The sequence below is a fragment of the Caballeronia sordidicola genome (assembly GCF_000729995.1).
GTDB lineage: Bacteria > Pseudomonadota > Gammaproteobacteria > Burkholderiales > Burkholderiaceae > Caballeronia > Caballeronia sordidicola_A.
In genome coordinates this window covers 205,571-232,486 of sequence record NZ_JNFG01000202.1, presented here as the reverse complement: position 1 = coordinate 232,486, position 26,916 = coordinate 205,571, and the positions used below count along the sequence as shown (strand labels likewise).

Below are 26,916 nucleotides of genomic sequence, written 5' to 3'. Positions count from 1 at the left end.
ATTGATTTACAAAGATAATTTATATTAAAAAAACTTCTCTAAACAACTGGCTCCGCTATCCTCCATTCCCTAGACTCTTATATAAGAGTTGAGCAACAAGAAGCACCGAGACTTTATCGACTGCTCAACCAGACGACCATTCATTAGTCATTTGTCAGGTAATCAAAGGAGAAACGCCATGACGCGCCAACAACAAGCTCAGGAACTTCAAAAGCAATGGGACACGGATCCCCGCTGGACGGGCATCAAGCGCAGCTACACCGCCGACGACGTCGTGCGGCTGCGCGGTTCGGTGCCGGTCGAGCACACGCTGGCGAAACGTGGCGCGGAGAAGCTGTGGGCGTCGATTCATGACGAGCCGTTCGTCAACGCACTCGGCGCGCTGACCGGCAACCAGGCCATGCAACAGGTCAAGGCGGGTTTGAAGGCGATCTACTTGTCCGGTTGGCAAGTGGCGGGCGACGCGAATGTTGCCGGCGAGATGTATCCCGATCAGTCGCTGTACCCGGCGAATTCGGTGCCGCTGGTGGTCAAGCGCATCAACAACACGCTGACGCGTGCCGATCAGATTCAGTGGTCGGAAGGCAAGAATCCCGGCGATGAAGGCTATCTCGACTTCTTCCAGCCGATCGTAGCCGACGCTGAAGCAGGTTTCGGCGGCGTGCTGAACGCGTTCGAACTGATGAAGGCGATGATCGAAGCAGGCGCTGCTGGCGTGCACTTTGAGGATCAGCTGGCATCGGTGAAAAAATGCGGGCACATGGGCGGCAAGGTGCTGGTGCCGACGCGCGAAAACGTCGCGAAACTCACAGCGGCGCGTCTCGCGGCTGATGTTTCCGGCACGCGAACCATCCTGCTCGCCCGCACCGATGCGGAAGCGGCGGATCTGGTGACATCGGATGTCGATGAAAACGACCGGCCGTTCCTGACCGGCGAGCGCACCGTGGAAGGTTTCTTCCGTACGAAGCCGGGCCTTGAACAAGCCGTGTCGCGTGGCCTCGCCTACGCGCCGTATGCCGACATGATCTGGTGCGAAACGGGCAAGCCAGACCTGGAGTACGCGAAGAAGTTTGCTGAGGCGATTCATCGTGAATTCCCGGGCAAGCTGCTCTCGTATAACTGCTCGCCGTCATTCAACTGGAAGAAGAACCTGGACGACGCGACCATCGCCAAATTCCAGAAAGAACTCGGCGCGATGGGTTACAAGTTCCAGTTCATCACGCTGGCCGGTTTCCATGCGCTGAATTACTCGATGTTCAACCTCGCGCACGGCTATGCACGCAATCAGATGAGTGCGTTCGTCGAGATGCAGGAAGCGGAGTTCGCGGCGGCTGAGAAGGGTTTCACCGCAGTAAAGCATCAGCGCGAAGTGGGAACGGGCTACTTCGATGCAGTGACGCAAGCGGTTGAAAAAGACGCATCAACGACCGCGCTGCACGGCTCGACCGAAGACGAACAGTTCTTCGAGAAGAAAGTCGCTTAATAAGCTGTAGTCGCTTTAAGCGGATGGAAGGGCATACAGCCACAAGCCGTATGCCCTTTTTGCGTTTTCCTAGTCAGCAAGCGGTATTGGTTGACCATTCGTGGCAACTGAAACGCTCATCCTGTATGCCGTTCGGAATAGTTACCCTTCACCGATAAACAATCACCGGAATCTTGGTGTGGGTCAGCACCCGCTGGGTCTCGCTGCCAATCAGCAGACTTCCCAACCCCCTCCTCCCGTGCGATGCCATGAAAATCACATCGCAGCCATCCCGCTCTGCAATATCGATAATGCCGATATACGGCGAGGATTCCACGCTGGTAACGGAATCGCAGGAAACGCCGACGGCGGCAGCGGCCTTTTCGACAGCCCCAAGATGCTCCCGTGCTTCACGTTCGGCGCGCTCATGAAAATCCCCGGGCGGCTCGACGGCGACATCGGCGAAAGGGGAATACGGATACAGCGGCAAGCACGCATAGGCCGTAATCCGTGCACCCACAGACTGGGCAAGATCGATCGCGCCATCAATTGCTTTCTGCGAAAGAACCGATCCGTCCGTCGGAACCAGAATGTGCTTGAACATGGTCGACTCCTTGGCAGTGGCCATCGTATCGTGCACTTTCATTGTAGTAACTGGATCAACACGGGCAGCGGGCAAATCAGCCCCAATAACCTGGCGTGCCGAAGGTATGTTTCAACAGATCGAGAAAAAGACGCACTCGTAGCGGCAAATGGCGCCGTTGCGGAAAGACGGCGTGAATTCCGATTGGCGGCGCGGCGAACGCGTCGAGCACGCTGACGAGCCGCCCCCGGGCTATGTCATCGCCGACTTCCCACCACGAGCGCCACGCCAGCCCGTATCCGGCGAGACACCACTCGTGCAGCACGGCGCCGTCGGAGCATTCCATGGTGCCGGACACACGCATCTGTACGACCTTGCCGTCTTTCTGGAACACCCAGCCGCGCTGCTGATTCGAGCTCGCCCCAAGCGGCAGGCAGTTGTGCTGCGCGAGCGCGTCGAGATCGGCGGGCGCGCCGCGCTCGCGCAAATAGTCCGGTGACGCCACGCAAACCCGGCGATTCTCACCCAGCTTCAACGACACCAGCGACGAATCCGGCAATTCGCCAAGCCGCACCGCGCAATCGAAACCTTCGTTGACCAGGTCGACCATGCGGTCCGTGAGGTCGAGCGTGATCGATACATCAGGGTGCATCGACGTGAAAACAGGGACGAGCGCGGCAACGTGGCGCCTCCCGAAACCCGCGGGGGCAGACACCCGCAGATGCCCGCTCGCCTTTACCCCGCCAGCCGATACGCTTGCCTCCGCGCTCTGCATGTCATGGATGACCCGCTGGCAATCCTCGAGAAATGCCGATCCCTCGAAGGTAAGCGTCAGCCGGCGCGTGGTGCGCACGAGCAGCTTCACGCCGAGCCGCTCTTCCAGCGCGTCCAGCCGCCGGCCGATCACGGCCGGCGCGACGCCCTCGGCTAATGCCGCGGCAGACAGGCTTCCCTTCGCGACGACCGCTACGAACGTTTCTATTTGCTTGAAGCGATCCATACGCGTGCGTTTGTCCGAATAAAGGGGCGCTTAGATTAGGCGTGAAAAAGTCAAAGATCAAGTGATCTGGATGCATCTTCCGGTCATTTCAACGCACTAATAGAATATTCGATGACCTGATTTATGGAGCACCGCCATGTCGCAGACATCGATTTCGCCTCCTCGTGCAGTCATCTTCGATGCCTACGGCACGCTGTTCGACGTGCACTCGGTCGTGGCCGCCGCCGAGCAGTTATTCCCCGGCCACGGCGACGCGCTTTCGCAGTTGTGGCGCCAAAAGCAGATCGAATACACGCAGTTGCGCACGCTCTCGGACCCGGCCGGCGCTCGATACGAACCCTTCTGGGCCATCACGCTCGACGCGCTGCGCTACGCCGCCACGCGCTTGAAGCTCGACCATGCACTCACTCCCGCTGCGGAAAAGCGCCTGATGGACGAATACGCTTGCCTCGCGGCGTTTCCGGACACCGTCGCGGCGCTGAAATCGCTACGCAAACGCCCGGATCTGAAACTCGCGATCCTGTCGAACGGCAATCCGCAGATGCTGGACATCGCCGTGAAAAGCGCCGGCATGTCGGGTCTCTTCGATCACGTCCTCTCAGTGGACGCCGTGCGGGCCTACAAACCCGCCCACGCCGCCTATGCGCTCGGAACGCAAGCGATCGGCGTGGCGGCCTCGGAGATCGTGTTTGTATCGTCGAATGGCTGGGACGTGACGGGCGCGACGTGGTTTGGCTACACGACCTTTTGGCTTAACCGCATGGCGATGCCTGCGGAACAACTCGGCGTCATGCCACGCGGCACCGGACGCGATCTGACTGATCTGCTTGCTTTCATCGATGCAGGCTGTCCGCAGCATCAGCACGCGGCGCCGTTCGATCTTTCAAAGCGCATGCCTCGCAGTCCCACCAACTAACCGATTCACCCAGCACGCAAAACCGTCTGACCGACCAAGGAGATGTAGAGCATGGCGAACACCCTGACCCACGTGCCGCAGGGCATGACCATCACGGCCGACATCAAACCCGGCTACGAGACCATCCTGACGCGCGAGGCGCTTGAACTGGTGGCAACACTTCATCGCGCGTTCGAGCCGCGTCGTCAGGCGTTGCTCAAGGCGCGCGTCGAACGCACGAAGCGTCTGGACGCAGGCGAACGCCCGGATTTCCTGAGCGAAACGCAATCCATCCGCGATGCCGACTGGACGATTGCGCCGCTGCCCAAGGCTTTGGAATGCCGCCGGGTGGAGATCACCGGCCCGGTCGAACGCAAGATGATCATCAACGCACTGAACTCCGGCGCGGATGCGTACATGACGGACTTCGAGGATTCGAACACGCCGAACTGGGACAACCAGCTGACCGGCCATATCAAGCTGAAGGAAGCGGTCCGCGGGACGATCTCGCTTGAACAGAACGGCAAGTCCTACAAGCTCAACGACAAAACCGCGACGCTGATCGTGCGTCCGCGCGGCTGGCATCTCGATGAAAAACACGTGACCGTCGATGGTCAGCGTGTATCTGGCGGCATCTTCGATTTCGCGCTGTTCCTGTTCCACAACGCGAAGGAGCAACTGGCTCGGGGCGCGGGTCCTTACTTCTATTTGCCGAAGCTGGAAAGCCATCTTGAAGCGCGTCTTTGGAACGAGATCTTCGTGGCGGCGCAGGAGATCGTGGGCGTGCCGCGTGGTTCGATTCGCGCGACGGTTCTTATCGAAACCATCCTGGCCGCGTTCGAAATGGACGAGATCCTGTACGAGTTGCGCGAGCATTCATCGGGGCTCAACGCCGGCCGCTGGGACTACATCTTTTCCGCGATCAAGAAATTCAAGAACGACGCCAATTTTTGCCTCGCCGATCGCGCGAAGATCACGATGACCGTGCCGTTCATGCGCGCCTATGCGCTGCAATTGTTGAAGACGTGTCACCGGCGTAACGCGCCGGCGATTGGTGGCATGAGTGCGTTGATTCCGATCAAAGGCGACCCGCAAGCCAATGAGAAAGCCATGGGCGGCGTACGTTCAGACAAGGCGCGCGATGCGGGTGACGGTTACGACGGCGGATGGGTCGCGCATCCTGGCCTCGTGCCGATCGCGATGGAAGAGTTTGTGAAGGTGCTCGGCGACAAGCCGAACCAGATCGCGAAGCAACGCAAGGACGTGCAGGTGACGGCCGCCGACCTGCTCGATTTCCGCCCCGAAGAACCGATCACCGAAAGCGGCGTGCGCGGCAATATCAACGTGGGGATCCACTATCTTGGTTCGTGGCTCGCGGGCAATGGCTGCGTGCCGATCCACAACCTGATGGAAGACGCCGCGACCGCGGAAATTTCGCGCTCGCAAGTGTGGCAGTGGATTCGCTCACCGAAAGGCAAACTCGACGATGGCCGTAAGGTAACCGCCGAGATGGTTCGCACCTTCACGCAGGAAGAGTTGGTGAAGGTGAAGGCGGTCGTTGCCGGCGACACCGCGCCGTACGACCGGGCAGCGACGATTTTCGAAGCGATGTCGACATCGGATACGTTCGCCGAGTTTTTGACGTTGCCGCTTTACGAAGAGATTTAAGTCGCAACGCTGGCCTTCTGTGAAACAAAGCCGCTCTGGACATTCAGGGCGGCTTTTTAAATCGGCGTTGAACAGGTTACTGCCTTGCTCTTCGATACACGACCCAATCGCCGTTATCGATACGCGGCAATCCCTCCACCGCCTCCTCGCTAACGGGATAAACCAAACAATCGATAACCTGCGCGCACCCGTCAACCTCCACGCTGACATGCAGCCGCTCGCTGCGGTACAAGCCAATAACACCCGGCACGATCTCTTCGATCTCATCGAGCACGGGCACGAGCGTTTCATCGATTCGATAAATATCGCCATGCACCGGCCCAGCCGCCGAATCGAGCACCAGCCCGGGATAAGCGTCGAAGTCATACAGCCGGCCATTGATATGACCCGAGCCGATCAGCATCGGCGCGGCGATCCCGTTACGCTCGGCTGCGAGGCGAATGTCATTGCTCTCGCCCGCTCGCAGCGTGCCGTAGACGAATACGTGTTGCATGCGTTCATTCCTTCCGTGAAGATTCAGCGCGCATTATGCCAAGCCTAAGAAACTGTCGTTCCGTCGCGATGGCTTAATCTAAGGAAACACGTCCGGCGCCGGACTTCAAAGCCAATCCCACCCGATGCCTTTAATATCACGGTGGAGGAGCGCTTAAAACCATGTTCACGCCCACCGATCAGCCGCTGCAGCCACTGCAACCTGAAGAAGTCGAGCATCTCGACATTCCGGCCGAGTCCTCGCCTACGCTCGCGCATCCTATTCGCGTGCGTTCGCGGCCCGTGCCGGCCGGCGTGCGGATTGCGCGGCACACGCACGCGTGGGCGCAAGTTGCATGCACGACTCGGGGCGTGCTGCGAATTGCAGCGGAAGGGTCAACGTGGATGGTGCCGCCGTCGCGCGCAATCTGGGTCCCGCCGAACGTCACGCATGAAGTGGTCATCGTGGAGGACGCGTTCCTGCGGACCTTGTACATAGATGCGAGCGTGGTACCGCCGGGACTGGATGCGTGCCGCGTGGTGGAAGTGTCGCCGCTGCTGCGCGAGGTGGCTGTTGCGCTGGATGACCGGACGATTTCAAGCGAGCGCGAACGGCTGCTCGGCACGCTTGCCCTCGATGAAATCACGCGTTCGCGCCCGTTGCCCCTCTCCATCCCGATGCCCACCGACAAACGCCTGCTGGCATTATGCGAAGCCGTCCTCGCCGACCCTGCTTCCGCCGATTCGCTCGAACACTGGGCCACGCTCGCAGGTGCAAGCACCCGCACGATCGCGCGCTTGTTCCGGCGTGAACTCGGCGTGAGCTTTTCGCAATGGCGTCAGCAAGCAGTGCTGGCGCGCGCGATCCCGTTATTGAGCCAAGGCCGGCCGCTCTCACAAGTTGCGTTGCTGCTCGGCTATCAGAGCCAGAGCGCCTTTTCCGCGATGTTCAGACGTGCGTTCGGCGAAAGTCCGCGGGCATTTTTTGTCCGTGACGGCGAGCCGCGAGACGATAGCCAGAACGGCGGTTCTGGCGAGCATTGAAACGCTTGACGTTAAACGTTAAACGCCGCGCACCATATGCCGGATCGCGCCGAATTGTGCGAGCCGCGAACCCGCGGTCTTATACCCCATGCGGATATAAAGCCGGGCAGCGGGGTTATCGACGAATACGCGCAACTGCGTCTCCGTGAGTCCTCGTGCACGTGCCCAGCGATGCGCGGTATCGAGGAGAAATGTTCCCGCGCCCGTCCGGCGCCAGCCTTCCACCACTTGTACGTCACGGATATGCAGCGACTGGTCTTCTTCCGTCACGCGCATCACGCCAATGGCCTGGCCGTCGCACTCGAGTACAAAGTTTTCCGACTCGCGCCAGCTACCCAGGAAGAGATCGGCGCGCCATACGAGATTGTGGCGGCGGTAGTAGCCGTTCATGTTGTTGCGCGTGAGCGCCTCGGCGAACGAAAAATCGTCCATCGACGCCAGGCGCAACTGAAACGGCGAGAGAGCTTCGGTGGGATCGAGCATTGCGCGATGAAAGCAACTGAATCAAGTCATCAACACTAAGTCAGCCGGCGCGCGCTGGCAATGGAGAGTTTTACGAGCGCGCAGGTTCGATGTCACGCACGCCACACGTTTAACCGAATGCAACGAAATGGTGGTACGAAGAATAGCCGGAGGAACCGAAAGGAAATCCGGAAAGTGGACGAAGGAGAGGACGGAAAACGCGAGGCAAAAAACGTGGACGAAAAAAATCCAGCTTCAGCTGGATTTTTCTTTTACAACTTGTTGGCGGAGCGGACGGGACTCGAACCCGCGACCCCCGGCGTGACAGGCCGGTATTCTAACCAACTGAACTACCGCTCCACTTCTTTCCATCAGTTCGTGAGGTTGGTTGGCTCATCAAACTTGCAGTGCTTTTGGCAACCGCCGATGTCTTGGCGTCCCCAAGGGGATTCGAACCCCTGTACTCACCGTGAAAGGGTGATGTCCTAGGCCTCTAGACGATGGGGACATAAACTTTTCAGTTAATGTCTTTTACTCTTTTCGCTTAAACCCTGACTTGTTTCTGATTAACTTCGATTAACACTTTCTTAATCGCTTGAATCTTGTTTAAAGCTTATTAATCAGTTTCTTGTCAGTCAGCAGCGAAGAACGACATTATAAACAGCTTTGTGATTCTTGTGAAGCTTTTTTTCCGATGCTCTGGCGCTTTAAAAAGCTTCGTTTCCGTTCTGTGGTGGAGGTAAGCGGGATCGAACCGCTGACCTCTTGCATGCCATGCAAGCGCTCTCCCAGCTGAGCTATACCCCCCTTGCAGAACAGAAACGAGATTCTAAAGGGCACTTTTGAAGTTGTAAATACCTTTTAGCCCAGCATCTGAAAATAGTTCGTCCTTCGGGTGCGAACTTGGGGCGTAAAGCGGACACCGTTGGCAACGATGCCACGCGCCCGCCGTGCACCGCAATGTTCAAGCAATGCCCTTGTCGAGCCGGGTCAGCACCGTCTCACGGCCGAACAGCATCAGCACCGCGTCAATGGACGGTGTGTGCGTGGTACCCGCGACCAGCAGGCGCACCGGCATGGCGAGATGCGGCATCTTGAGCTTGTGGCTGGTCAGCGTGGCCTTGAACGCAGCAGAGATAGCTTCCTTGCTCCACTCCACTTCGCTCAGTGCCTGGCGCAAGTCGGCGAGCGCGGGACGCACGGTTTCAGTGACATGCTGCGTGAGTGCGGCGGGATCGATCACGGGCTCCTGATAGAACATGGCGGCGTTATCGGCAATCTCCTTAACCGTCGATGCGCGGTCCTTCAGCAAGCCGATCACGAGTTCGAGCGGCGGCCCCTGCTCGATCATGGCGGAGTCGATACCCAGGTCGGCCAGGAACGGCTTTACAAGGGTCTCGAGCCGCGCGTTATCGGCTTCCTTGATGTAGTGCGCGTTCAGCCAGTTCAGCCGGTCCGGATCGTATTGCGCCGGTGATTTACCCAGATGGTCCAGGTCGAACCATTCGACAAACTGCTCACGCGAGAAAATCTCCGCGTCGCCGTGTGACCAGCCAAGCCGGGCCAGATAGTTCATCACCGCTTCCGGCAAATAACCGTTATCGCGATAACCCATCACGCTCATCGCGCCGTGGCGCTTGCTCATCTTCTCGCCCTGCTCGTTGAGCACTGTCGGCAAGTGAGCGTACACAGGCACTTCGCCGCCCAGCGCGAGCAGGATGTTGATCTGGCGCGGCGTGTTGTTCACATGGTCGTCGCCACGGATCACGTGGGTGATCTTCATGTCGAGATCGTCCACGACCACGCAGAAGTTATAGGTCGGCGTGCCGTCCGGGCGCGCGATCACGAGGTCGTCGAGTTCGTCGTTCGAGATTTCGATCGTGCCCTTCACCGCGTCGTCCCAGCTCACAACGCCGCCCAGCGGATTGCGGAACCGAATGACCGGCGAAACACCCTCCGGAATGGGCGGCAGCACCTTGCCCTCTTCCGGGCGCCACGTGCCGTCGTAACGCGGCTTTTCATTGGCCTCCCGCTGACGTTCGCGCAATGCGTCGAGTTCTGCTGTCGACATGTAGCAGTGGTACGCCAAGCCCTGGTCGAGCATCTGCTTCAGCACTTCGCGATATCGGTCCATGCGCTGCATCTGGTAGATCGGGCCTTCGTCGTACTCAAGGCCGAGCCATTCCATGCCTTCAAGGATGGCGTCGACGGACGCGTCGGTCGAGCGCTCCAGGTCGGTGTCCTCGATACGCAACACGAAAACGCCCTTCATCTTGCGCGCGAACGCCCACGGATAAAGCGCGGAGCGAATGTTGCCGAGGTGGATGAAGCCTGTTGGGCTGGGAGCGAAACGGGTACGGACTTGGGTCATGTGCGATGTGCTCGATAGCTCAGATGCGTTTGCCGGCGCAGGAGGCGCCAGGCAAGCGATATATCGGGGACCGGCTTGGGCGCGTCTTCTGGACGAACCCGGCGAGCGGTCAAAACGAGTGTGAATTATACCCGCCGGGCGCTTTCGCCCGTTTTCCAGGGTCATCATGTTTTATCATGTCCGCCGTCACTGGATGGCTTAACCGAACGGCTAACTTGCCTGCCTGCGCGGCCTCCACGCTCAACGCTCGTCCCCGCTGCATCGCAGGAGAACTCCTTGAAAATTTCGTCGCCCCCGCTTTCGTCGCTGCCTCAGTTGTCGCGGCGCGCGTTCTCTCTTGGCTGCGCATCGGCCGTGCTTACGGCTTGCACCACGACGACCGGCTCCACGACCGCCGTTACGCCGCCTGCATCGCCAGCGCCTGTCGCCAACACACCCGAGCGGCCCGTGCGGATCGGCCTTGCACTGGGCGGCGGCGCGGCGCGCGGATTTGCGCACATCGGCGTGATCAAGGCGCTCGAAGCGCGCAACCTGAAGGTGGACCTGCTGAGCGGCACGAGCGCGGGCTCGGTGATCGCGGCTTTATCGGCATCGGGGATGAACGGCATTGCGATCAACAAGCTCGCGCTGACCATGGACGAAGCGTCGATCAGCGACTGGGCGATGCCCTTTCGCACCCGTGGTTTCCTGCAAGGCGTCGCGCTGCAGAATTACCTGAACAAGACACTCGACAACCGGCCGATCGAGAAAATGGCAAAGCCGCTCGGCATTGTCGCGACGGACCTGAAGACCGGCCAGCCCATCTTGTTCCAGCGGGGGAACACCGGCATTGCCGTGCGTGCGTCCTGCAGCGTGCCGTCCATCTTCGAGCCGGTGAAAATCGGCGGTCATGAGTACGTGGATGGCGGCCTGGTGAGTCCGGTGCCCGCGGCGTTCGCACGCAAGATGGGCGCGGACTTCGTGATCGCAGTGGATATTTCGGCGCGCCCCGAGACGGGCCTGACGCAAAGCTCCTTCGACGTCCTGATGCAGACCTTCACGATCATGGGCCAGACCATCAAGGCTTACGAACTCGATAAATACGCCGACTTCGTCATCCGCCCGAACCTTGCCGCCATGAGCGGCAGCGACTTCGGCCAGCGCAATGCGGCAATCCTCGCCGGCGAGGAAGCAGTCGCCAAGATCTGGCCGGAACTGCAGCGGCAAATGGCGGCGAAAGGCGCTACCGTTTGAATAGACGGTAGCGCTTGCCCTTCCCTTGCCCTTGCTGCGTCAGACGACTTAACGCAACGCCTTGACCCTCGCGGCCGTTACGTTGCCCAGCTGGCCGCCCCAGCTCGAGCGCAGGTAGTTGGCCAAATGCGCGAGTTCATCGTCACTGAGCGTGGCGGCGAATCCTGGCATTGCCTGCATGCTTTCCGTTCCCGCGAAGTCGGTGGCGTCCACGCCATCAAGCATTGCGACGATCAGGTTATGCGGATCGGCCTGACGTAGCGTCGAACTTCCTTGCATCGATACCGCGACGTGCGGCTTGCCCTCCCCCTCGCGGCCATGACACCCCGCACATACGGCGACATAGCTTGCCCGGCCGGCTGCCACCTGGGCTGCATCGGCGGAACCCGGTTGCACCGGCGTGGGTGGAAGGGGTGCATCGCCGAGCAGATAGGTCGATAACGCGCGCAGATCCCCCTGGCTCAGGTGCTGAGTACTGAGCATGACAACAGGATGCATCTCGCCGAGCGCAGAACCCTGGCGGCTGATTCCCGTTGCCAAGTAGGCCTGCAAGTCGGCGCTGGTCCAGCCACGCGCGGCAAGCCCCGCGGGTGTGATATCCGGCGGCACGACACGACCGAGCATCGAGCCTTGCAACGCCCTCGCACCGTTCATCTGCCCGAACGCGCCGCGCGACGTGTGGCACTCGGCACAGTGACCCAGCGCATTGGCGAGATATTGTCCGCGGGTCCAGTCAGCCGAGGTTCCCACTGACGCATCCGGCAACTTGTCCTTGAGGAACAGGATGTTCCAGAACATCACGGCAAACCGCACATTGAACGGAAACATCAGTTCGGGATCCCGATTCGGCACGGCGGCCGGCTTCTGCGCCATCAGGTACGCATAAATGGCGTCGCTGTCGGCGCGGGACATCGTCCGGTAAGACGTGTAAGGCATGGCCGGATAGAGCTGCTTGTCAGGCGCCACGCCGTCGTGCAAGGCCTTGTAGAACTGCGCGGCGCTCCACTTGCCGATGCCATGCACCGCGTCCGGCGTAATGTTCGTGCCATAGAAGGTGCCGAACGGTGACCCGAGCTTTACGCCGCCGGCAAACGGCGCACCGCCGGGGACCGTATGACAGGCAGCGCAGTCGGCCGCTTTGGCAAGATAACTGCCACGCACGATTTGCTCCGCGGCCGTCTCATGCGTGGGGGCGGCGGTTTCATCGAGACGTCCGTTGCAAGCGGACAGCGCGGCGACGCATAGCGCAAGCGCGCCGAGGCGAAAAGAAATGGCCCGGTTCATGCGGAATCCTTAACAAGTCCTGGCGTGTTCAGCACGATGTCCTTGACGGCTTCGTAGTAGCGCACGTAGCCGGTGCAGCGACAGATGTGGTCATCGAGTGCTTTTGTAATTTCCTGTTCCACTGACTCCCTGGCAATCGGCTCGCGCTTCAGCCGCTCGATCAGCACCGTCGCCGCATTGACGAATCCCGGCGTGCAGTACCCGCACTGGAAGCTGAAGTGCTCGAGGAATTTCTGCTGCACCGGCGACAGTTCCACCACTTCGCCTTGCTCGTTACGCTTGGCGTGGCCTTCAATGGTTCGCACCTTCTTGCCATCGAAGAAATGCGCGCCCGTGATACACGTGCGCACTTCTTCGCTCGACCCGTCCGGCTTGTCGAGAATCACCACGCACGCGTGGCAAACGCCCTGCCCGCAGCCAAGCCGCGAGCCGGTCAAGCCGACGTACTCATGCAGGAAGTCGATCATCATGAGGCCGTCGGGGGTCTGGATCGGACCCATGGCGGCACCGTTGATCGTCAGCGAAATGGGCTTCAAAGCGGGCTTCAAAACGGGCTTCATCTGGATCAGGGGCTGGTGCATGAGCGGTGTCGGAGTTGAATTGGCAGCGGTCATGCGAGCGCCTCCTGAATGTTTTGCGGTTTCACCGGCAAGTCGTTAAACCGGTGCCCGATGGCGTGCGCGATACCGTTGACGATGGCGCCGACGACCGGAATCATCACCACCTCCGCAATGCCCTTCGGCGGATCGGTCTCGGACAGCGGCGGCAGCACTTCGCCCGTCTGGGCCCAGACAGCGACATCGCTTGCGCGCGGCACGTGATAACGGTTGAAGTTCCAGGTGCCGTTGCCAGGACCCTCTTCGTAGAGCGGGAGGTATTCATGCAGCGCATGTCCAATACCCATCGCCAGTCCGCCTTGCAGTTGACCCGAGACAAGTTGCGGCGAAAGCATGTTGCCGCACTCCATGATCGAATGATGCGAAAGCAGGCTGACCCGGCCGCTCGCTTCGTTCACCGCGAGTTCGACGAGCGTTCCAACCGCGCTGTAGTAAGTGACCGCGGCGTTGTTGCGACTGACCGGCGCGATGAAAACACGCTTGCGATCGAGAGCGCGGTAAACGGGCTGGCCCGGTGCCGCGTTGGCCTTGGCATTGACATCGGTCTTGCCCGCGCCGTGAAGCAACGACAGGCCGTCGATGGGCAGACGCTCGCTCACGCCGTCGATGTTGAATTCCGCCTCGCTCCATTGCCATCGATTGAACACGTGCACGATTGCGCCTGTGACCAGCCCGAGGTCATGCGCTTTCTTCGCGAGTTGGTCGAGCGGCAACGGCTCGAGACCTGCAGCCGTCAGCTTGCCCTCCACCCAGCGCGCATCTTCACGACGCACGACAAGCGGCGCGGATTGACCGCCGCCTATGCCGCCGCTCCATATCGCCATCGCCGCCGGCCACAAGCCGTGAGTGAAGACCACGCGCGCCGCTTCGTACGTGCTATGCGTGAAATAAAAAGCCGAATTCGTGGCGCTCGATGGCGATATCAACCCCGGAGACCAGCGCGGATTCGCCGACAGCTTGTCCTGCTGGCCCTGCGACATCATGTACGGATCGCCGCTGGTCACCATCGGCAACTCGGGCCAGTCGACGATCGCCATGCGGACCTCAGCAGCCGGCTTGCCGAGCCACTTCGCGCACGCGATCGCTTGCGATGTCGACACGCCCGTGCCAATCTCGGCGGCCGTGTGATGCAACGTGATCTTGCCGTCGGCCGAGATTTCAACCTTCGCAAACGAAGACTCGGCGCCTGTGCCAAAGTCTTTCTGCACACACGCGAATCCCACGCCGTAGCGGTTGCCGGGATGCGCCAGCTCATACTCCGCCTTCTTCTGCGCGCGCCCGGTCCAGAGCGGATGAACCTTGGCTTTCTGCAAGACTTCATCGACACGAATTGCGCCGGCCGGAATCGCACCCTGGGTATTTTTCATGCCCGAACGCAGCGCGTTCTTCAGCCGCAAATCGATCGCATCGAGCCCAAGCTGCGTCGCAATTTCATCGATCAGCATCTCGGTCGCGGCCATGGTTTGCAGCGTGCCGTAACCACGCGCTGAGCCGGCGTCGATAGCCCGCGACGCGATCGCCACGCCCGTCAGGTCGCTCTTCGGGAAGTAGTAGATCGACTGCGCGGCTGAGGCCCCCACCATCGCCACCGATGGCGAGAAATTGCAGCGCCCGCCTCCGTCGACTTCGAGCTCTGCCTTGAACGATTGCAAGAGGTTCGTTTTCTTATCGATCGCAATGCGATACCGCATCTTCGATGCATGCCGTTTTATCGATGTCTGGAATTGCTCATAGCGATCAAATGCAAGACGCACGGGACGGCCATCGCCATACATGGCCGCGATCAGTCCGTAGAACGGAACCGTGAAGTGATCCTTCGACCCGTAGCCGACCGTATAGGCCGGATGTACGAACAGGTTCTTCACCGGAAAGCGACTCTTCGCCGCCATGCCGGCAGCGCTCTCGGCGACCTCGTGCGGCCCTTGCGTCGGCACGACCATGTGCAGCGATTGCGTTGCCGCGTCATACCAGCAGTTGGTGTTATCGGGTTCGAGTGCTGCGGTATCGATGGACTGGGTACTGTAGTTGCGCTCCAGCACGAGCCAGTCCGCCGGCGGATGATCGAGTTCGCCCTGCATGTTTTGCGCATGGAACATGCCCTGCTCGTCGAGCTTGCCGTCCTGCCGACCCGACGCCCACACAGGCTCGTGCTTGCGCATCGCGCTGGGAAACAGCATGGTGTCCTTCAGGCTCGAGAACGTGTCCTCGTCATAGGCCGTGGCTCCCCCCACGCGCACGAAGCGGAACGTGCCCCAAGGGTCGCGTTCAAGCGGCCCGGTCTTCTCGCCGTAGCGGATGATTTCATCGCGGAACTGGAGCTTGTCTTTGGCGAACCGGAAGCGTGCGAAATCGTGATAGATCAGCATGGCCACGGCCTGGCCGAGATACGCCGGCGTCTTGCCTGGCGGCAGCAACATGTCGTCGCCATAGAAGGCAGGAAATGCGAAACCGTCGTGCGCCAGCTCCGCGGCTGTGACGATCCGGTCCGGCTGAAGGTCGTCGCCGAGCAAGCTCAGGTCGAAACCCTCATAGATCCGGTCAGCCTGCGTCGCGCGCAACATGAACGCGTGCGATTGCTGGTTCGGCCAGTGCGGCATGTCGGCCGCGCGCACGTCGCGGGCGAATACCTTTGCGCCGGTGACCTTCGCAATTCCGTCAATGCGAAACTTCGCGCTGCCGCTTGCTGTATCCCATTGAATCGGCGTCAGGATCTTTTCTTCGAATAACGCAGCGAACGCGCGACTGCCAAGCGGCGCAATAATGACCGTCAATCCTGCAATTGCACTCGCCTTCAAAAAGCCGCGACGCGATCGGTCGAGTTCTCTCATAGTCCTCTCCTTGAATGATCGGCTGAGAGATTCAAGCCAGACTGGTTTGGGTTTCGGATTTTATTTTGCATACCGAAATAATTATCTTATTCATATAACAGCTTGATCCGGTACGAGACGACGATGGGATATCCGGGTATCTCCGATCGTAATCGCACTTCAGGTTCTTCAACGTGCAAGGATTTGCACCAGCCTGTTTCAACGTTTGGCTGGCTTTTTCAGGCTTTGCCTTGAACAGAATTCCTGTCGATGCGCAGCGTTCTGCACTGCCCGGGGAAAAGGGGGCGATTGTACGTGCGAAGCTTGCCTGCAAGCAGCAATCGGCATGTCAAGTTTTGTGCTTGGCACGTATGGGTGCGAGATGGTGCGGAAAGTAGAAACCCGTTGTGACGATCTACATCAATGTCACTCGGAAACGTCCGAATGCGCTTGGGTATAAACGGGTTTTCAGGGGAGACAAACGATTATTGCGTGAACTTGAAGCACGGACGCGCCATGCCGAGATCGCCGCCATCAACAACGTGTATGGCACGCACGCGGCAACGGCAAAAGCCTGCCTTTTTTGGAAGGCAGGCTTTTGTACACCGTCCCGGCTCTCGACAACCGCGAGCAACCGGTCAGATGGGTGACGGCTTAGTTGTCGTTGTTGCTACCAATCGTGGCGCTGACACGCTGACGTAGATCGACGCCATCAATCGGGAAGGTCGCTTCAACACGTCGAGCGCCCGTGTACCGCTTTTCCCAATAGCTGTTGTCCATGTCGTCCACGCGGATCGTGCTGCCCGTGGACGGCGAATGAACAAACTTGTTGTCGCCAATATAGATCCCAACATGCGAGAACGAGCGACGCATTGTGTTAAAAAACACGAGGTCACCCGGTTTCAGTTCGCTCACGCGAACTTTCTCGCCCACCCGGCTCATTTCTTCCGCACGCCGCGGCAAGGTCATGCCCAGCGTGTCCTGGAACACGTAGCGCACGAAACCGCTGCAATCGAGACCGGAATCCGGTGTATTGCCGCCCCAGCGATAACGCACGCCGATCATATTGAGCGCGCCGACGACTACGTCGCCCGCCTTGCTCGCCATGCCGGAAAGAAAAGAACGCGTGCCGCTGGTTGGGTTCGCGGACACGATGCCACCGACATTGCCGGAGTCGGCAACGGGATAAATGTCGTTAGCTGCTTTGGTCGACGCGGAGATGCCATTGCTGGCATTTTGGCTTGAATTGTTGACTTCGTCGGCGAACGCACCGGATGTTGCTGTCATCATCAGGCCGATCAACATGCTGGCTGCTGCACGCGCGCATGTTTGAGTCAAAGTTAATTGCTGCATCGGTCGGTAGTTTTTGGTGAAAAAGACTGATAAATCAGGATCATGCGGAAAAGTTGGCTTGATACTAGCCAGATATTATTTACATGTCAAAAGGCATAGAAAAATTCAATCGAGATACGCACCTAATTGGTGAAAATTAGGCCGCGATCGCGGCTTTCAGTAACTTTCTTGTGTATTCGTGGGACGGCGTCGCAAAAATATTCTCCACATCGCCGGTTTCCACGACAATTCCGTTCTGCATCACCACAACCCGGTGCGCCATCGCGCCGATCACCTCCAGGTCATGGCTGATGAACACATAGCCCAGGTTGTACTTCTGTTGTATATCGGCAAGCAGACGCAAAACTTGATACTGAATTGACACATCGAGTGCGCTGGTAGGTTCATCGAGGATCAGGATGCGTGGTTCGAGCACCAGCGCGCGGGCGATCGCAATGCGCTGCCGCTGGCCGCCGGAGAACTCGTGCGGGTACCGGTTCAACGCCGTACGGTCGATTCCGACTTCGCGCAAAACGGCCACCACCTTGGCGTGGCGGGCGGCGGCATCGAGTTCCGGACGATGCAGCGCCAACCCCTCCCCCACTATTCGCTCAATCGTCTGACGTGGCGACAACGAGCTATACGGGTCCTGAAACACCACCTGCATATTTGATCGCAAAACAGTTTTTTCGCGGCCACGATAGTCGCCAAGCGCGCGCCCCTGGAATTCCACCTTCCCGTGTGACGTGCGCTGCAAACCTAGCAATGCCATCGCCAAAGTGGATTTGCCCGAGCCGGACTCGCCCACGATACCCAACGTTTCACCCTGACGCACCGTCACGGAAACGCGGTCCACCGCCTTGAACGCACTCCGGCGGAACCAGCCACCCACGCCCGGCGTCTTCGTGGCGAATTCCACGGACACCTCTTCCGCGTCGAGCAATACGGGTGACAGCGGCAGCACGGGCAATACCGTGCGCTCCGGCCGGCTCTCAAGCAATCGCACCGTATAGGAATGCTGCGGCGATGCAAATATGTTCTGCACCGTGCCGCTTTCCACCAGCGCGCCCTGCTCCATGACCGCCACGCGCTGCGCGAACTTACGCACGAGGTTGAGATCGTGGGTGATCAGCAACACGGCCATTCCTCGTGACGCGGCTTCGTCGCGTTGCAACTCCAGCAGCAATTCCACGATCTGGGCGCGGATAGTCACGTCCAGGGTCGTCGTGGGTTCATCGGCGAGGAGAAGACGCGGGCGGCACGCCAGCGCCATGGCGATCATCGCGCGCTGGCGTTGTCCGCCCGATAGCTGATGCGCGTATCGGTCGATGCGTTTTTCCGGCTCCGTGATCCCCGTGCGCGCGAGCAGGTCGATCGCTCGGCGACGGGCGTCGCGAGCGGACACGCCATCGTGCAGTTGAATCGTCTCCGCAATCTGGTCGCCGATGGTGTACAGCGGGTTGAGCGCGGTCATCGGCTCCTGGAAGATCATCGCGATGTCCGAGCCGCGCAGTTTGCGCATTGCGGATTCGCTTTTGGTCAGCAACTCCTGGCCGTCCAGGCGAATCGATCCGCTCAGTTCGGCATCGCGCAGAAGCCGCAGGATGGACAACGCGGTCACGCTTTTGCCCGATCCCGACTCGCCGACCAGCGCCACGCGTTCACCGGCTTCGATCTTGAGGCTCACGCCATCGACGGCCATGGTCTCGCCAAAGCGCACCCGCAGATCTGTGATGTCCAGCAATGGCGCGCTCATTGACCGCCTCCGGCTTTGACTGCATCGGAGATACGCGTGTCCAGCGCGTTGCGCAGCGCGTCGCCCATGAACGTGAGCAGCAACAAGGTGGCGACCAGCACGCCGAAAGTGGACAGCGAGATCCACCACGCGTCGAGGTTCGCCTTGCCTTGCGCGAGCAATTCTCCAAGCGACGGCGTGGGCGGCGGCACGCCAAGGCCCAGGAAATCGAGGCTGGTTAGCGCAAGGATCGCCCCGCTCATGCGAAATGGCAGGAACGTGATAACAGGCGTGAGGCTGTTCGGCAGGATGTGCCGCCAAATGATCTGGGCGTTGGATAGCCCCATCGCCCGCGCCGCCCGCACGTAATCCTGCGTGCGGTTGCGCAGGAATTCGGCGCGCACATAGTCCGATAACCCGATCCATCCGAACAACGACAACAGCACAACGAGCAGAACCAGGCTTGGTTCAAAAATAGTCGCAAAAATAATCAGCAGATACAACTCCGGCAACGCACTCCAGATCTCGATCAGGCGCTGCCCGGTCAGGTCGGTACGGCCGCCGAAGTAGCCTTGCACCGCGCCGGCCAGGAGACCGAGCACGGTCCCTATTGCGGTGAGGACCAGCGCGAAGATGACGGAGACGCGAAAGCCATAGAGCAATCGGGCGAACACATCGCGGCCGCGATCGTCGGTGCCGAGCCAGTTTTCACGCGATGGCGGCGCCGGGTTCGAGGCCTTGGAAAAGTAGTTGAGCGTGTCGTAGTAATAGTGGTTCGGCGGATAAACAGCGAAGTTGCTGCCCTCGCTGAAACGGTCGCGAATGTAGGGATCGAGGTAATCGGCGGGCGTCGGGAAATCGCCGCCGAACGTGGTCTCCGCATACGTCTTGACCAGCGGAAAATAAAGGTGCCCCTGATAACGCACGACCAGAGGTTTGTCATTCGACCATAGCGGTCCCGCGAGACTGATCGCGAACGCGATCACGAAAATCACCAGGCTCCAGTAGCCGAGGCGGTTGCGTTTGAACCGCTGCCAGACGCGTTGTCCTGGCGTGATCGAAACCGGCACGCTGAGCGGCTGGGCATCGCTGTCTTGAGGTGGTCGGAGCAGGGAACGGTTCAACTCAACGCTCCAGTTGTTCGAATTGAATGCGCGGATCGACCCAGACATAGCAGAGGTCGGAGATCAGCTTGGTGGCAAGTCCGATCAGCGTGAACAGATACAGCGTACCGAGCACGACTGGATAATCGCGCCGCACGACGGACTCGTAGGAGAGCAGGCCGAGGCCATCGAGTGAAAAAAGCGTTTCTATCAGCAGACTGCCCGTAAAGAACGCGCCAATGAACGCGCCAGGGAAGCCCACGATCAGCGGCAACAACGCGTTGCGAAACACGTGCTTCCACAACACCCTTCTCTCCGACAAACCCTTCGCCCTCGCGGTCAGCACATATTGTTTGCGGATTTCATCGAGGAACGCGTTCTTGGTCAGCATGGTGACGACCGCGAAGCTGCCCACCACCGATGCCACAATCGGCAAGGTGATATGCCACAAATAATCAGCTATCTTCCCGCCGAGGCTTAATGTCGCCCAGTTGTCCGACGTGAGGTTGCGCAGCGGAAACAGTTGCCAAAACGAGCCGCCGCCGAACAGTACAAGGAGCAGCACACCAAGCACGAAGCCGGGAATGGCGAAGCCGACGAGCACAAGCAGACTCGTGGTGAAATCGAACGTGGAACCGTTGCGCACTGCCTTCGCGATGCCAAGCGGCACCGAAATCAGATAAGTCAGAAAGAACGTCCACACGCCGATACTGATCGATACCGGCAGCTTCGACACAATCAGCGACCACACGCTTTGATGGCGAAAATAACTGTCGCCGAGATCGAAACGGGCGAAGCGTCCGAGCATCAGCCAGTAGCGTTCGAGCGGCGGTTTATCGAAGCCGTAGAGTGCGCGAAGTTGTGCGACCTGCTGGGCATCAACGCCCGTGTGCATGCGCATGCCGAAGCTTGTGCCTTGCTCGCCGCGGCGTAATTCGTGCACGGCTTGTTCGACCGGTCCGCCCGGCACGAACTGGATCACGGCGAACGTGAGCGTGAGGACGCCGAGCAGGGTCGGGATCATCAGCAAGATACGTTTAAGGATGTAGCTCCACATGGGCGCGGTCCGCTTGAGTGATTAAGTGCGTGGATTTACTTGGCGGCCGCAGCGGCCGACGCAGAGGTGGACGCGGCGGCAGGTGGCTTGATCCACCATATCGATGTGATCCAGTCCTCGGCGGTGTAATACAGCGGCAAGGTCGCCGGATACGCGAGCGTGTTTCGATACGCCACCCGATGCGACGCCGTGTACCAATGCGGGATTACATAGTAGCCATGCATCAGGACCCGGTCGAGCACGTGGGTGGCATCGAGAAGCTGTTCGCGTGTCTGCGCGCCGAGCAAGGTATGCACGATTGAGTCCACGGCCGGCGACTTCACGCCGATATAGTTATCCGAGCCCTGCTGATCGGCGGACTTGCTGCCAAAACGCGACTCCTGTTCGGTGCCCGGAATCTGCACGTCGGGCATACGCAGGCTCGTCATGTCGAAGTCGAATGCGTCCAACCGCTTCTGGATCAATGCGAAGTCGACCGTACGGAAATTCGCGACAATCCCCAGCTTCTGCAAGTTGCGCTGGTATGTTGCGACCACGGGTTCCATCGATGATCCACCACCCGAGTCATCGAGGATCTCAAACACGAACGGCTGGCCCTTCGCGTTGCGCAACGCGCCATTTCTATACGTCCAGCCCGCATCGGCCAGCAGCTTGCGCGCCTTGATCAGGTTCGCGCGCAGTGACCCGGGTGGATCGGTGTCGGGCTGCTTCACGACGTCCCCGAATACAACAGGATCGAGTTGTGCGCGCAAAGGCGAGAGGATCGCGAGTTCGCCCGCGCTCGGCTTACCTGTCGCTTGTAGATCGGTGTTTGCAAAGAAGCTGTCGGTGCGCGTGTACTGGCTGAAAAACAGTTGCCGGTTCAGCCACTGGAAGTCGAACGCCAGATCGAGGGCCTGACGCACGCGCACGTCCTGGAAAATCGGCCGGCGCAGGTTGATGAAAAAGCCCTGCATGCCCGTGCCGTTGTGGTTGCGGAATTCGCGCTTGATCAGCTCGCCGTTGTCAAAGCGTTTGCCGATGTCGCGACGCACCCAGTTGCGCGCAACATATTCGACCAGCGCGTCGTACTCACCGGCCTTGAACGCCTCGAGCCGCGCCACGCCATCCGAATAGAGCTTGTATGTAATGCGCTCGAAGTTAAACGTGCCCACGCGTACCGGCAACGTGTTGCCCCAATACGAAGGGTCGCGCTTGAGGGTGAGCGTGCGACCGTTGTCGTATTGTTCGATGAGATACGGGCCGCTTGTTATCGGCTTCTGAAACGCGAGTTGATCGAAGGGAATGTGGCTGCCGTCGGGCTTCATCCCCCACTTGTGCGAGAACACCGGTATCGAGCCTGCTATAAACGGCATCTCCCGCGTGCGCACCTTGAAGTCGAAGCGAATGGTCAGCGGATCAAGAACGACCACACGCGAAATCTGGCCGAAAAGCACGGCATATTGCGGCGCGGACTGCGGGCTTTTGAGCGTGTCGAACGAGTATTTGACGTCTTCCGCGGTGACCGGATCGCCATTCGAAAAGCGCGCTTTCGGGTTGATGTGGAACGTGGTGGAGAGGCCATCGGGCGCGATGCTGATGTCATCGGCGAGCAGACCATACACCGTCGATACCTCATCAAGACTGCCCGTTGTCAAACTCTCGAACATATAGCCGAGCCCGGGCGCGGGGTTGCCGCGTTGCGTGAACGGATTGAATTTATCGAAGCTCGTAAGCCGGTTCGGATTTGCCAGAACGAGCGTGCCGCCCTGGGGCGCGTCCGGATTCACATAGTCGAAGTGCTTGAAATCAGCGGGATATTTCGGCTCGCCATACTGCGCGATGGCATACACGGCCAACGCCGCTTTCGGTACCGCTAGCCCGCCGAAGCCGATCAGCAAGCTTCCAAACAGAAGACCGAGGACCCGTCGGGAGCCAGTCGCCATGAGTGCCTTTATAAGTACCAGTGAATCGATGATCGGGAAAACAGCCTGCCTCGCTTAAGAGCGTTCTCGAGCTAACTCCGGGAAGCCCTAAGCGCTGCGCGCCTTAAGCCACATGAGGCGATGTGAGAGAATTCTACTAAAACCACTGTCCCGGGCATTGTAACGACGTGCGCAAGGCTTGCGCGCGCTCAGTCCGCGCATGTGCGATATCGACTTCTTAAGGAGCATTCATGGGATTTCTCGCTGGAAAACGGATTCTGCTGACGGGCTTGTTATCGAACCGCTCGATCGCCTATGGCATCGCCGCGGCTTGCAAGCGCGAAGGCGCCGAACTCGCATTTACCTATGTGGGGGAGCGCTTCAAGGACCGCATCACCGAGTTCGCGACCGAATTCGGCAGCGATCTCGTGTTTCCGTGCGACGTGGGCAGCGACGAAGAAATCGACGCCCTCTTCGTCTCGCTGAAAGAACGCTGGGACACGCTCGACGGTCTCGTGCATTCCATCGGCTTTGCGCCGCGCGAAGCCATCGCGGGGAATTTCCTCGACGGCATGACGCGCGAGAACTTCCGCATCGCCCACGATATTTCCGCGTACAGCTTCCCGGCGCTCGCCAAAGCCGCGCAATCGATGCTCTCCCCCGAGGCCTCGTTGCTCACGCTGAGTTACCTGGGCGCCGAGCGCGCGATCCCGAACTACAACACGATGGGCCTGGCCAAGGCATCGCTTGAGGCCAGCGTGCGTTATCTGGCGGTGTCGCTTGGAGACAAGGGCGTGCGCGTGAATGGCATTTCGGCGGGTCCGATCAAGACGCTGGCAGCGAGCGGCATCAAGGGTTTTGGCAAGATTCTCGAGTTCGTCGAAAACAACGCGCCGTTGCGGCGCAACGTGACCATCGATCAGGTCGGCAATGTGGCCGCGTTCCTGTTGTCGGATCTGGCGGGCGGCGTGAGCGCCGAGATCGTCCACGTCGATAGCGGATTTAATGCGGTGGTCGGCGGGATGGGTGCGCAAGCGGTGTCGGAGTAATAATCCGATAGCAGCGGCACGCTTCTTCCGCGGCACAAAGCAAAGGCCGTCCCGCTTACGCGGGACGGCCTTTTTAATGCATCCAACGAGGGCGTTTAATTGTGGTGGTAGCCGTTTCCGCCGTGGCCGCCATTCCCGCCATGGTTGTAATTCCCACCGTGGTTGTAGTTCCCACCATGACCGCCGTATCCCGGGCCGCCATGACCATAACGGCCACCGTTGTGCCGATACCACTCATCACGTCCCCAATAGCGGCGGCCATCATAGTACCGATTGCCATACCAGCCGATCACGATCTGCGGCTGCGCGTACACGGGAGCCGGTTGATAGATGACCGGCGGCGGCGGTGGCGCATAGTAAGGCTGCGGCGCGACGTACACGGGCGCGGGAATACCAATGTTGATGCCCAGCCGCACTTGGGCGTGGGCAAGGCCGGATATCGTCGCGAGGCACAGACCGGCAACGCCAGTCAGGATCCGGATGCTTTTTAGCTTGTTCATGTAAAGGCGCGCCTCTGGCCGTCATTGTTCAGGTGGAAGCGAATATAGCGGATCGCCTTCAATCCGGTACTTCAACTTTGTAAGTTGTTCGGCAGCGGGAGGTATCGTCTGCTGAAACCTTACTCTTTGTTACATCATGAAAAACCGTAATCTTGGGGAGTGCCGAAGGGAAAGTGGGACGCCTCTATAGACAAAGGCCACCCGGCTTTCGCCGGATGGCCTTGGGGCCAGATATCTGACGGATGCTGTCTCTTCAGGCGGACCGCAGACGTCTTTAGTGGTAGCCGCGATGGTCGTAATGGTCGTAATGCCCGCCGTGATAGTGGTTCCAGTCGTTACGGTTCCAGTAGCGGCGGCCGTCCCAGTAACGATCGCCGTGCCAGCCGATTACCACGACCGGCGCGCCTACATACACTGGCGGGGGCGGCGCGTAGACGACGGGTGGCGGTGGCGGTGCGTAGACCGGCTGCGGCGCAACGTACACCGGCACGGGCACGCCGACATTGATACCAACGCGCACCTGGGCCATCGCCGCGCCAGAAATTCCGAGCGCCCCGATTGCAATTGCGCCGGCAAGAATGGAAGTCTTCAGTTTGTTGTTCATTTTAAGTGCACCTCAACGGAGTAGGTTCGTTGAGTAAATCTTAGCGGAACGACCCGGCTTAAATGTTTCAAGTTGGTAACTCCGAATTACGACTGCCAGCAGGGTGTGACACAACATTTCTTTTGTTGAGCGCCCCTTCTCGCCCGATGCTCGCTGGATTGGGCTCGCGCCGCGAGCATTTCGAGGTGCGCTGATAGAATTGAGCTGGTAAAGCACATATCGTTCATCAATCACAGCAGCCCGGGTGACGTTAGCAACGTGCCGGGCGACGGTTCAGTTTTTGCCTCCCGCCGGCTTGCGCGCGACCGCGTTTGGGCTCCTGATTTAGCTATGTATATCCGTCATCACCTCGCCGTGGTCTGCGGCACTATCCTCGTCTTCCTGCTGGCGCTGGTCGCGAATGAATGGATTTTCAGGCATTCGGAGTTCGTGCGCGGCGTCAACTGGATCTACCTGCCTGCCGGCATCCGTCTGCTGTGCACGCTGTTGTTCGGCGCGCTGGGTGCGATTGGGATACTCATCGCGTCGTGGATCAGTTGTTTCTTTTATTATTTCCCGGACGATCCGGTTCGCGCGACATTCGGCGGCATTATTTCGGCGCTCGCGCCGTATCTCGTGTACCTCTTCGCCAGGCGCAAACTCGGACTCAGTGCGTCACTCGTGAATCTCACGGCCGGACGTCTGTTGGTCCTGATTCTCCTCTATGCGCTCGCGGGGCCGGCTATGCAGCAAGCGTGGTGTGCACTGGCGGGCGATACCGTCAATGTCGGTGAACGTTTTATCGTAATGTTCATCGGGGATCTGACCGGTACGCTCGTGATTATCTACACGCTCAAGCTGGGTCTTTGGTTTGTCACGCGTATGCATGCGTCGATGCATCGGGCATCGCGCCCACGTTGAGGACAAGGCGTTACGGCGTCTGTCAATCCGACCGTTTCTCGCGGTTGCGCAAAGAAAGATCAGGCCGCAGCGTGAACCGCATGCGTGCGGCTTTTGAGTCGCACGTGTGTTGCGTGCTGAAGCACATCGCTATTGCCGCCTTGCGATGCGTACGTGACGCCTTTTAGTTTGTTCGATCGGCTACGTTGCCCTGCTTCCAGCCGCAGGGCAACGCGCTCGTTTTTTTAATCTCTCTCAGGTCTAGGTGCGCGTCACCTTCTTGCGCTGATACACACCCTCTTTCACAAATCGTAACATTTAATTATCAAACTGATAAGGGTTCAGGAAGCAGTTTACTGGCGATGCTATGATTCACAGATGGATTTTGAGTCCGCCACCATGGCAAAAAAACACCTTGTAGATACCTATTTTCGCTTCCTGAACCTCGCTCAGGCGGTACAGGCGTTGCCGTCCGTTCCCAAACTCGATGCCGCCGAAGAACGGCTGCTCGAGGCGCTGACGGCGGCTTGGCACGCGGGGCGTACGCTGACCGTGACCGAGACGATGGCGTTATCGGCTGCGGGCGCGCCGGCGACGGTGCACCGCAAACTCGCGCGACTCAGACAGGAAGGACTTGTCTCGGTCGACGAATCGAGCACGGATCTTCGGTCCAAGACAGTCGTACCCACGCGCAAGGCGCTCGACTATTTCGAGAAGCTGGCAGCGTGTCTAGAGGAAGCGAAGCGGAAGTAGACGTGCACAGATGCGCACGGCGAGCGCGCAAGGTAGTGGCACCTCGTTAAATTCCGAACGGGTTGAATGCTTGATGCTGCTTCGACCGCCAGGCAAACACGAT

23 protein-coding genes and 3 tRNA genes are annotated in these 26,916 nt (G+C 59.5%); 8 read left to right on the top strand and 18 right to left on the bottom strand.

Annotated elements, in window-relative coordinates:
* Positions 1–178: 178 nt before the first annotated feature.
* Positions 179–1,483: an isocitrate lyase gene (aceA, locus tag FH08_RS0141350; RefSeq protein ID WP_031363975.1), complete on the top strand. Its 1,305-nt coding sequence runs from the start codon at positions 179–181 to the stop codon at positions 1,481–1,483.
* A 148-nt stretch (positions 1,484–1,631) separates the two neighbouring features.
* Here the strand turns inward: aceA and FH08_RS0141345 are convergent, their stop codons facing one another.
* The gene (locus FH08_RS0141345) at positions 1,632–2,066 is read right to left on the bottom strand and encodes a universal stress protein (RefSeq protein WP_031363974.1); all 435 of its coding nucleotides are present in this window, start codon (positions 2,064–2,066) and stop codon (positions 1,632–1,634) included.
* Positions 2,067–2,142: 76 nt separating this feature from the next.
* Positions 2,143–3,045: a LysR family transcriptional regulator gene (locus FH08_RS0141340; RefSeq protein WP_031363973.1), complete on the bottom strand. Its 903-nt coding sequence runs from the start codon at positions 3,043–3,045 to the stop codon at positions 2,143–2,145.
* A gap of 136 nt (positions 3,046–3,181) precedes the next feature.
* Between FH08_RS0141340 and FH08_RS0141335 the strand changes: the two genes are divergently transcribed.
* Positions 3,182–3,961 (top strand): haloacid dehalogenase type II, encoded by a 780-nt coding sequence (locus FH08_RS0141335; RefSeq protein ID WP_075583451.1) that lies wholly within the window; start codon positions 3,182–3,184, stop codon positions 3,959–3,961.
* 51 nt (positions 3,962–4,012) lie between these two features.
* Positions 4,013–5,608 carry a malate synthase A gene (gene aceB, locus FH08_RS0141330; RefSeq protein ID WP_031363971.1) on the top strand — a complete coding sequence of 532 codons (1,596 nt, stop codon included), beginning with the start codon at positions 4,013–4,015 and terminating at the stop codon, positions 5,606–5,608.
* A gap of 76 nt (positions 5,609–5,684) precedes the next feature.
* Here aceB and FH08_RS0141325 read toward each other — a convergent pair whose 3' ends face one another.
* Positions 5,685–6,101 carry a gamma-glutamylcyclotransferase family protein gene (locus tag FH08_RS0141325; RefSeq protein WP_031363970.1) on the bottom strand — a complete coding sequence of 139 codons (417 nt, stop codon included), beginning with the start codon at positions 6,099–6,101 and terminating at the stop codon, positions 5,685–5,687.
* 161 nt (positions 6,102–6,262) lie between these two features.
* On the opposite strand from FH08_RS0141325, the gene FH08_RS0141320 reads away from it, so the two are divergent.
* The gene (locus FH08_RS0141320; protein ID WP_051888931.1) at positions 6,263–7,123 is read left to right on the top strand and encodes an AraC family transcriptional regulator; all 861 of its coding nucleotides are present in this window, start codon (positions 6,263–6,265) and stop codon (positions 7,121–7,123) included.
* 18 nt (positions 7,124–7,141) lie between these two features.
* Here the strand turns inward: FH08_RS0141320 and FH08_RS0141315 are convergent, their stop codons facing one another.
* The 5 genes from FH08_RS0141315 to gltX all read right to left on the bottom strand — a co-directional run bounded on the left by FH08_RS0141315 (position 7,142) and on the right by gltX (position 9,956).
* A complete protein-coding gene (locus tag FH08_RS0141315; RefSeq protein WP_031363968.1) occupies positions 7,142–7,606 on the bottom strand; it encodes a GNAT family N-acetyltransferase in 465 nt (154 codons plus the stop codon).
* A gap of 262 nt (positions 7,607–7,868) precedes the next feature.
* Positions 7,869–7,945, bottom strand: a tRNA-Asp gene (locus tag FH08_RS0141310).
* Between the two features lie 72 nt (positions 7,946–8,017).
* Positions 8,018–8,093 (bottom strand) — tRNA-Glu (locus FH08_RS0141305).
* Positions 8,094–8,316: 223 nt separating this feature from the next.
* A tRNA-Ala gene (locus FH08_RS0141300) sits at positions 8,317–8,392 on the bottom strand.
* Between the two features lie 157 nt (positions 8,393–8,549).
* Positions 8,550–9,956 carry a glutamate--tRNA ligase gene (gene gltX / locus FH08_RS0141295; RefSeq protein ID WP_031363967.1) on the bottom strand — a complete coding sequence of 469 codons (1,407 nt, stop codon included), beginning with the start codon at positions 9,954–9,956 and terminating at the stop codon, positions 8,550–8,552.
* 276 nt (positions 9,957–10,232) lie between these two features.
* Here gltX and FH08_RS0141290 point away from each other — a divergent pair, with 276 nt between their 5' ends.
* Positions 10,233–11,189, top strand: coding sequence for a patatin-like phospholipase family protein (locus FH08_RS0141290; RefSeq protein ID WP_235210663.1), 957 nt, complete (start codon positions 10,233–10,235; stop codon positions 11,187–11,189).
* Between the two features lie 48 nt (positions 11,190–11,237).
* Here the strand turns inward: FH08_RS0141290 and FH08_RS0141285 are convergent, their stop codons facing one another.
* From FH08_RS0141285 to FH08_RS0141250, 8 genes are all read right to left on the bottom strand, one after another.
* Positions 11,238–12,473 (bottom strand): c-type cytochrome, encoded by a 1,236-nt coding sequence (locus FH08_RS0141285; protein ID WP_031363965.1) that lies wholly within the window; start codon positions 12,471–12,473, stop codon positions 11,238–11,240.
* On the bottom strand, positions 12,470–13,054 hold the full coding sequence (locus FH08_RS0141280) for a (2Fe-2S)-binding protein (RefSeq protein ID WP_081889762.1): 585 nt from the start codon (positions 13,052–13,054) through the stop codon (positions 12,470–12,472). The genes FH08_RS0141285 and FH08_RS0141280 overlap by 4 nt, the downstream gene beginning before the upstream one ends.
* Before the next feature lie 29 nt (positions 13,055–13,083).
* The gene (locus FH08_RS0141275) at positions 13,084–15,918 is read right to left on the bottom strand and encodes a xanthine dehydrogenase family protein molybdopterin-binding subunit (RefSeq protein WP_031363963.1); all 2,835 of its coding nucleotides are present in this window, start codon (positions 15,916–15,918) and stop codon (positions 13,084–13,086) included.
* A gap of 633 nt (positions 15,919–16,551) precedes the next feature.
* Entirely contained in the window at positions 16,552–17,250 is a 699-nt protein-coding gene (locus FH08_RS0141270; protein WP_031363962.1) for a C40 family peptidase, read from the bottom strand.
* Between the two features lie 136 nt (positions 17,251–17,386).
* Positions 17,387–18,985: an ABC transporter ATP-binding protein gene (locus FH08_RS0141265; protein WP_031363961.1), complete on the bottom strand. Its 1,599-nt coding sequence runs from the start codon at positions 18,983–18,985 to the stop codon at positions 17,387–17,389.
* A complete protein-coding gene (locus tag FH08_RS0141260) occupies positions 18,982–20,076 on the bottom strand; it encodes an ABC transporter permease (protein ID WP_152603054.1) in 1,095 nt (364 codons plus the stop codon). The genes FH08_RS0141265 and FH08_RS0141260 overlap by 4 nt, the downstream gene beginning before the upstream one ends.
* Before the next feature lie 13 nt (positions 20,077–20,089).
* Positions 20,090–21,124, bottom strand: a complete 1,035-nt coding sequence (locus tag FH08_RS0141255; RefSeq protein WP_031363959.1) for a microcin C ABC transporter permease YejB — start codon at positions 21,122–21,124, stop codon at positions 20,090–20,092.
* Between the two features lie 35 nt (positions 21,125–21,159).
* Positions 21,160–23,049: an extracellular solute-binding protein gene (locus FH08_RS0141250; protein ID WP_031363958.1), complete on the bottom strand. Its 1,890-nt coding sequence runs from the start codon at positions 23,047–23,049 to the stop codon at positions 21,160–21,162.
* Between the two features lie 230 nt (positions 23,050–23,279).
* Here FH08_RS0141250 and fabI point away from each other — a divergent pair, with 230 nt between their 5' ends.
* Positions 23,280–24,077 carry an enoyl-ACP reductase FabI gene (gene fabI, locus FH08_RS0141245; protein ID WP_031363957.1) on the top strand — a complete coding sequence of 266 codons (798 nt, stop codon included), beginning with the start codon at positions 23,280–23,282 and terminating at the stop codon, positions 24,075–24,077.
* Between the two features lie 95 nt (positions 24,078–24,172).
* Here the strand turns inward: fabI and FH08_RS0141240 are convergent, their stop codons facing one another.
* Both FH08_RS0141240 and FH08_RS0141235 read right to left on the bottom strand, forming a co-directional pair.
* On the bottom strand, positions 24,173–24,577 hold the full coding sequence (locus FH08_RS0141240; protein WP_031363956.1) for a hypothetical protein: 405 nt from the start codon (positions 24,575–24,577) through the stop codon (positions 24,173–24,175).
* A 274-nt stretch (positions 24,578–24,851) separates the two neighbouring features.
* Entirely contained in the window at positions 24,852–25,181 is a 330-nt protein-coding gene (locus tag FH08_RS0141235; RefSeq protein ID WP_063177220.1) for a hypothetical protein, read from the bottom strand.
* A gap of 330 nt (positions 25,182–25,511) precedes the next feature.
* On the opposite strand from FH08_RS0141235, the gene FH08_RS0141230 reads away from it, so the two are divergent.
* Positions 25,512–26,081: a hypothetical protein gene (locus FH08_RS0141230; RefSeq protein ID WP_051888930.1), complete on the top strand. Its 570-nt coding sequence runs from the start codon at positions 25,512–25,514 to the stop codon at positions 26,079–26,081.
* A 378-nt stretch (positions 26,082–26,459) separates the two neighbouring features.
* Complete coding sequence (locus FH08_RS0141225) at positions 26,460–26,813, top strand: hypothetical protein (protein WP_031363953.1); 354 nt, start codon at positions 26,460–26,462, stop codon at positions 26,811–26,813.
* The last annotated feature ends 103 nt before the right edge of the window (positions 26,814–26,916 follow it).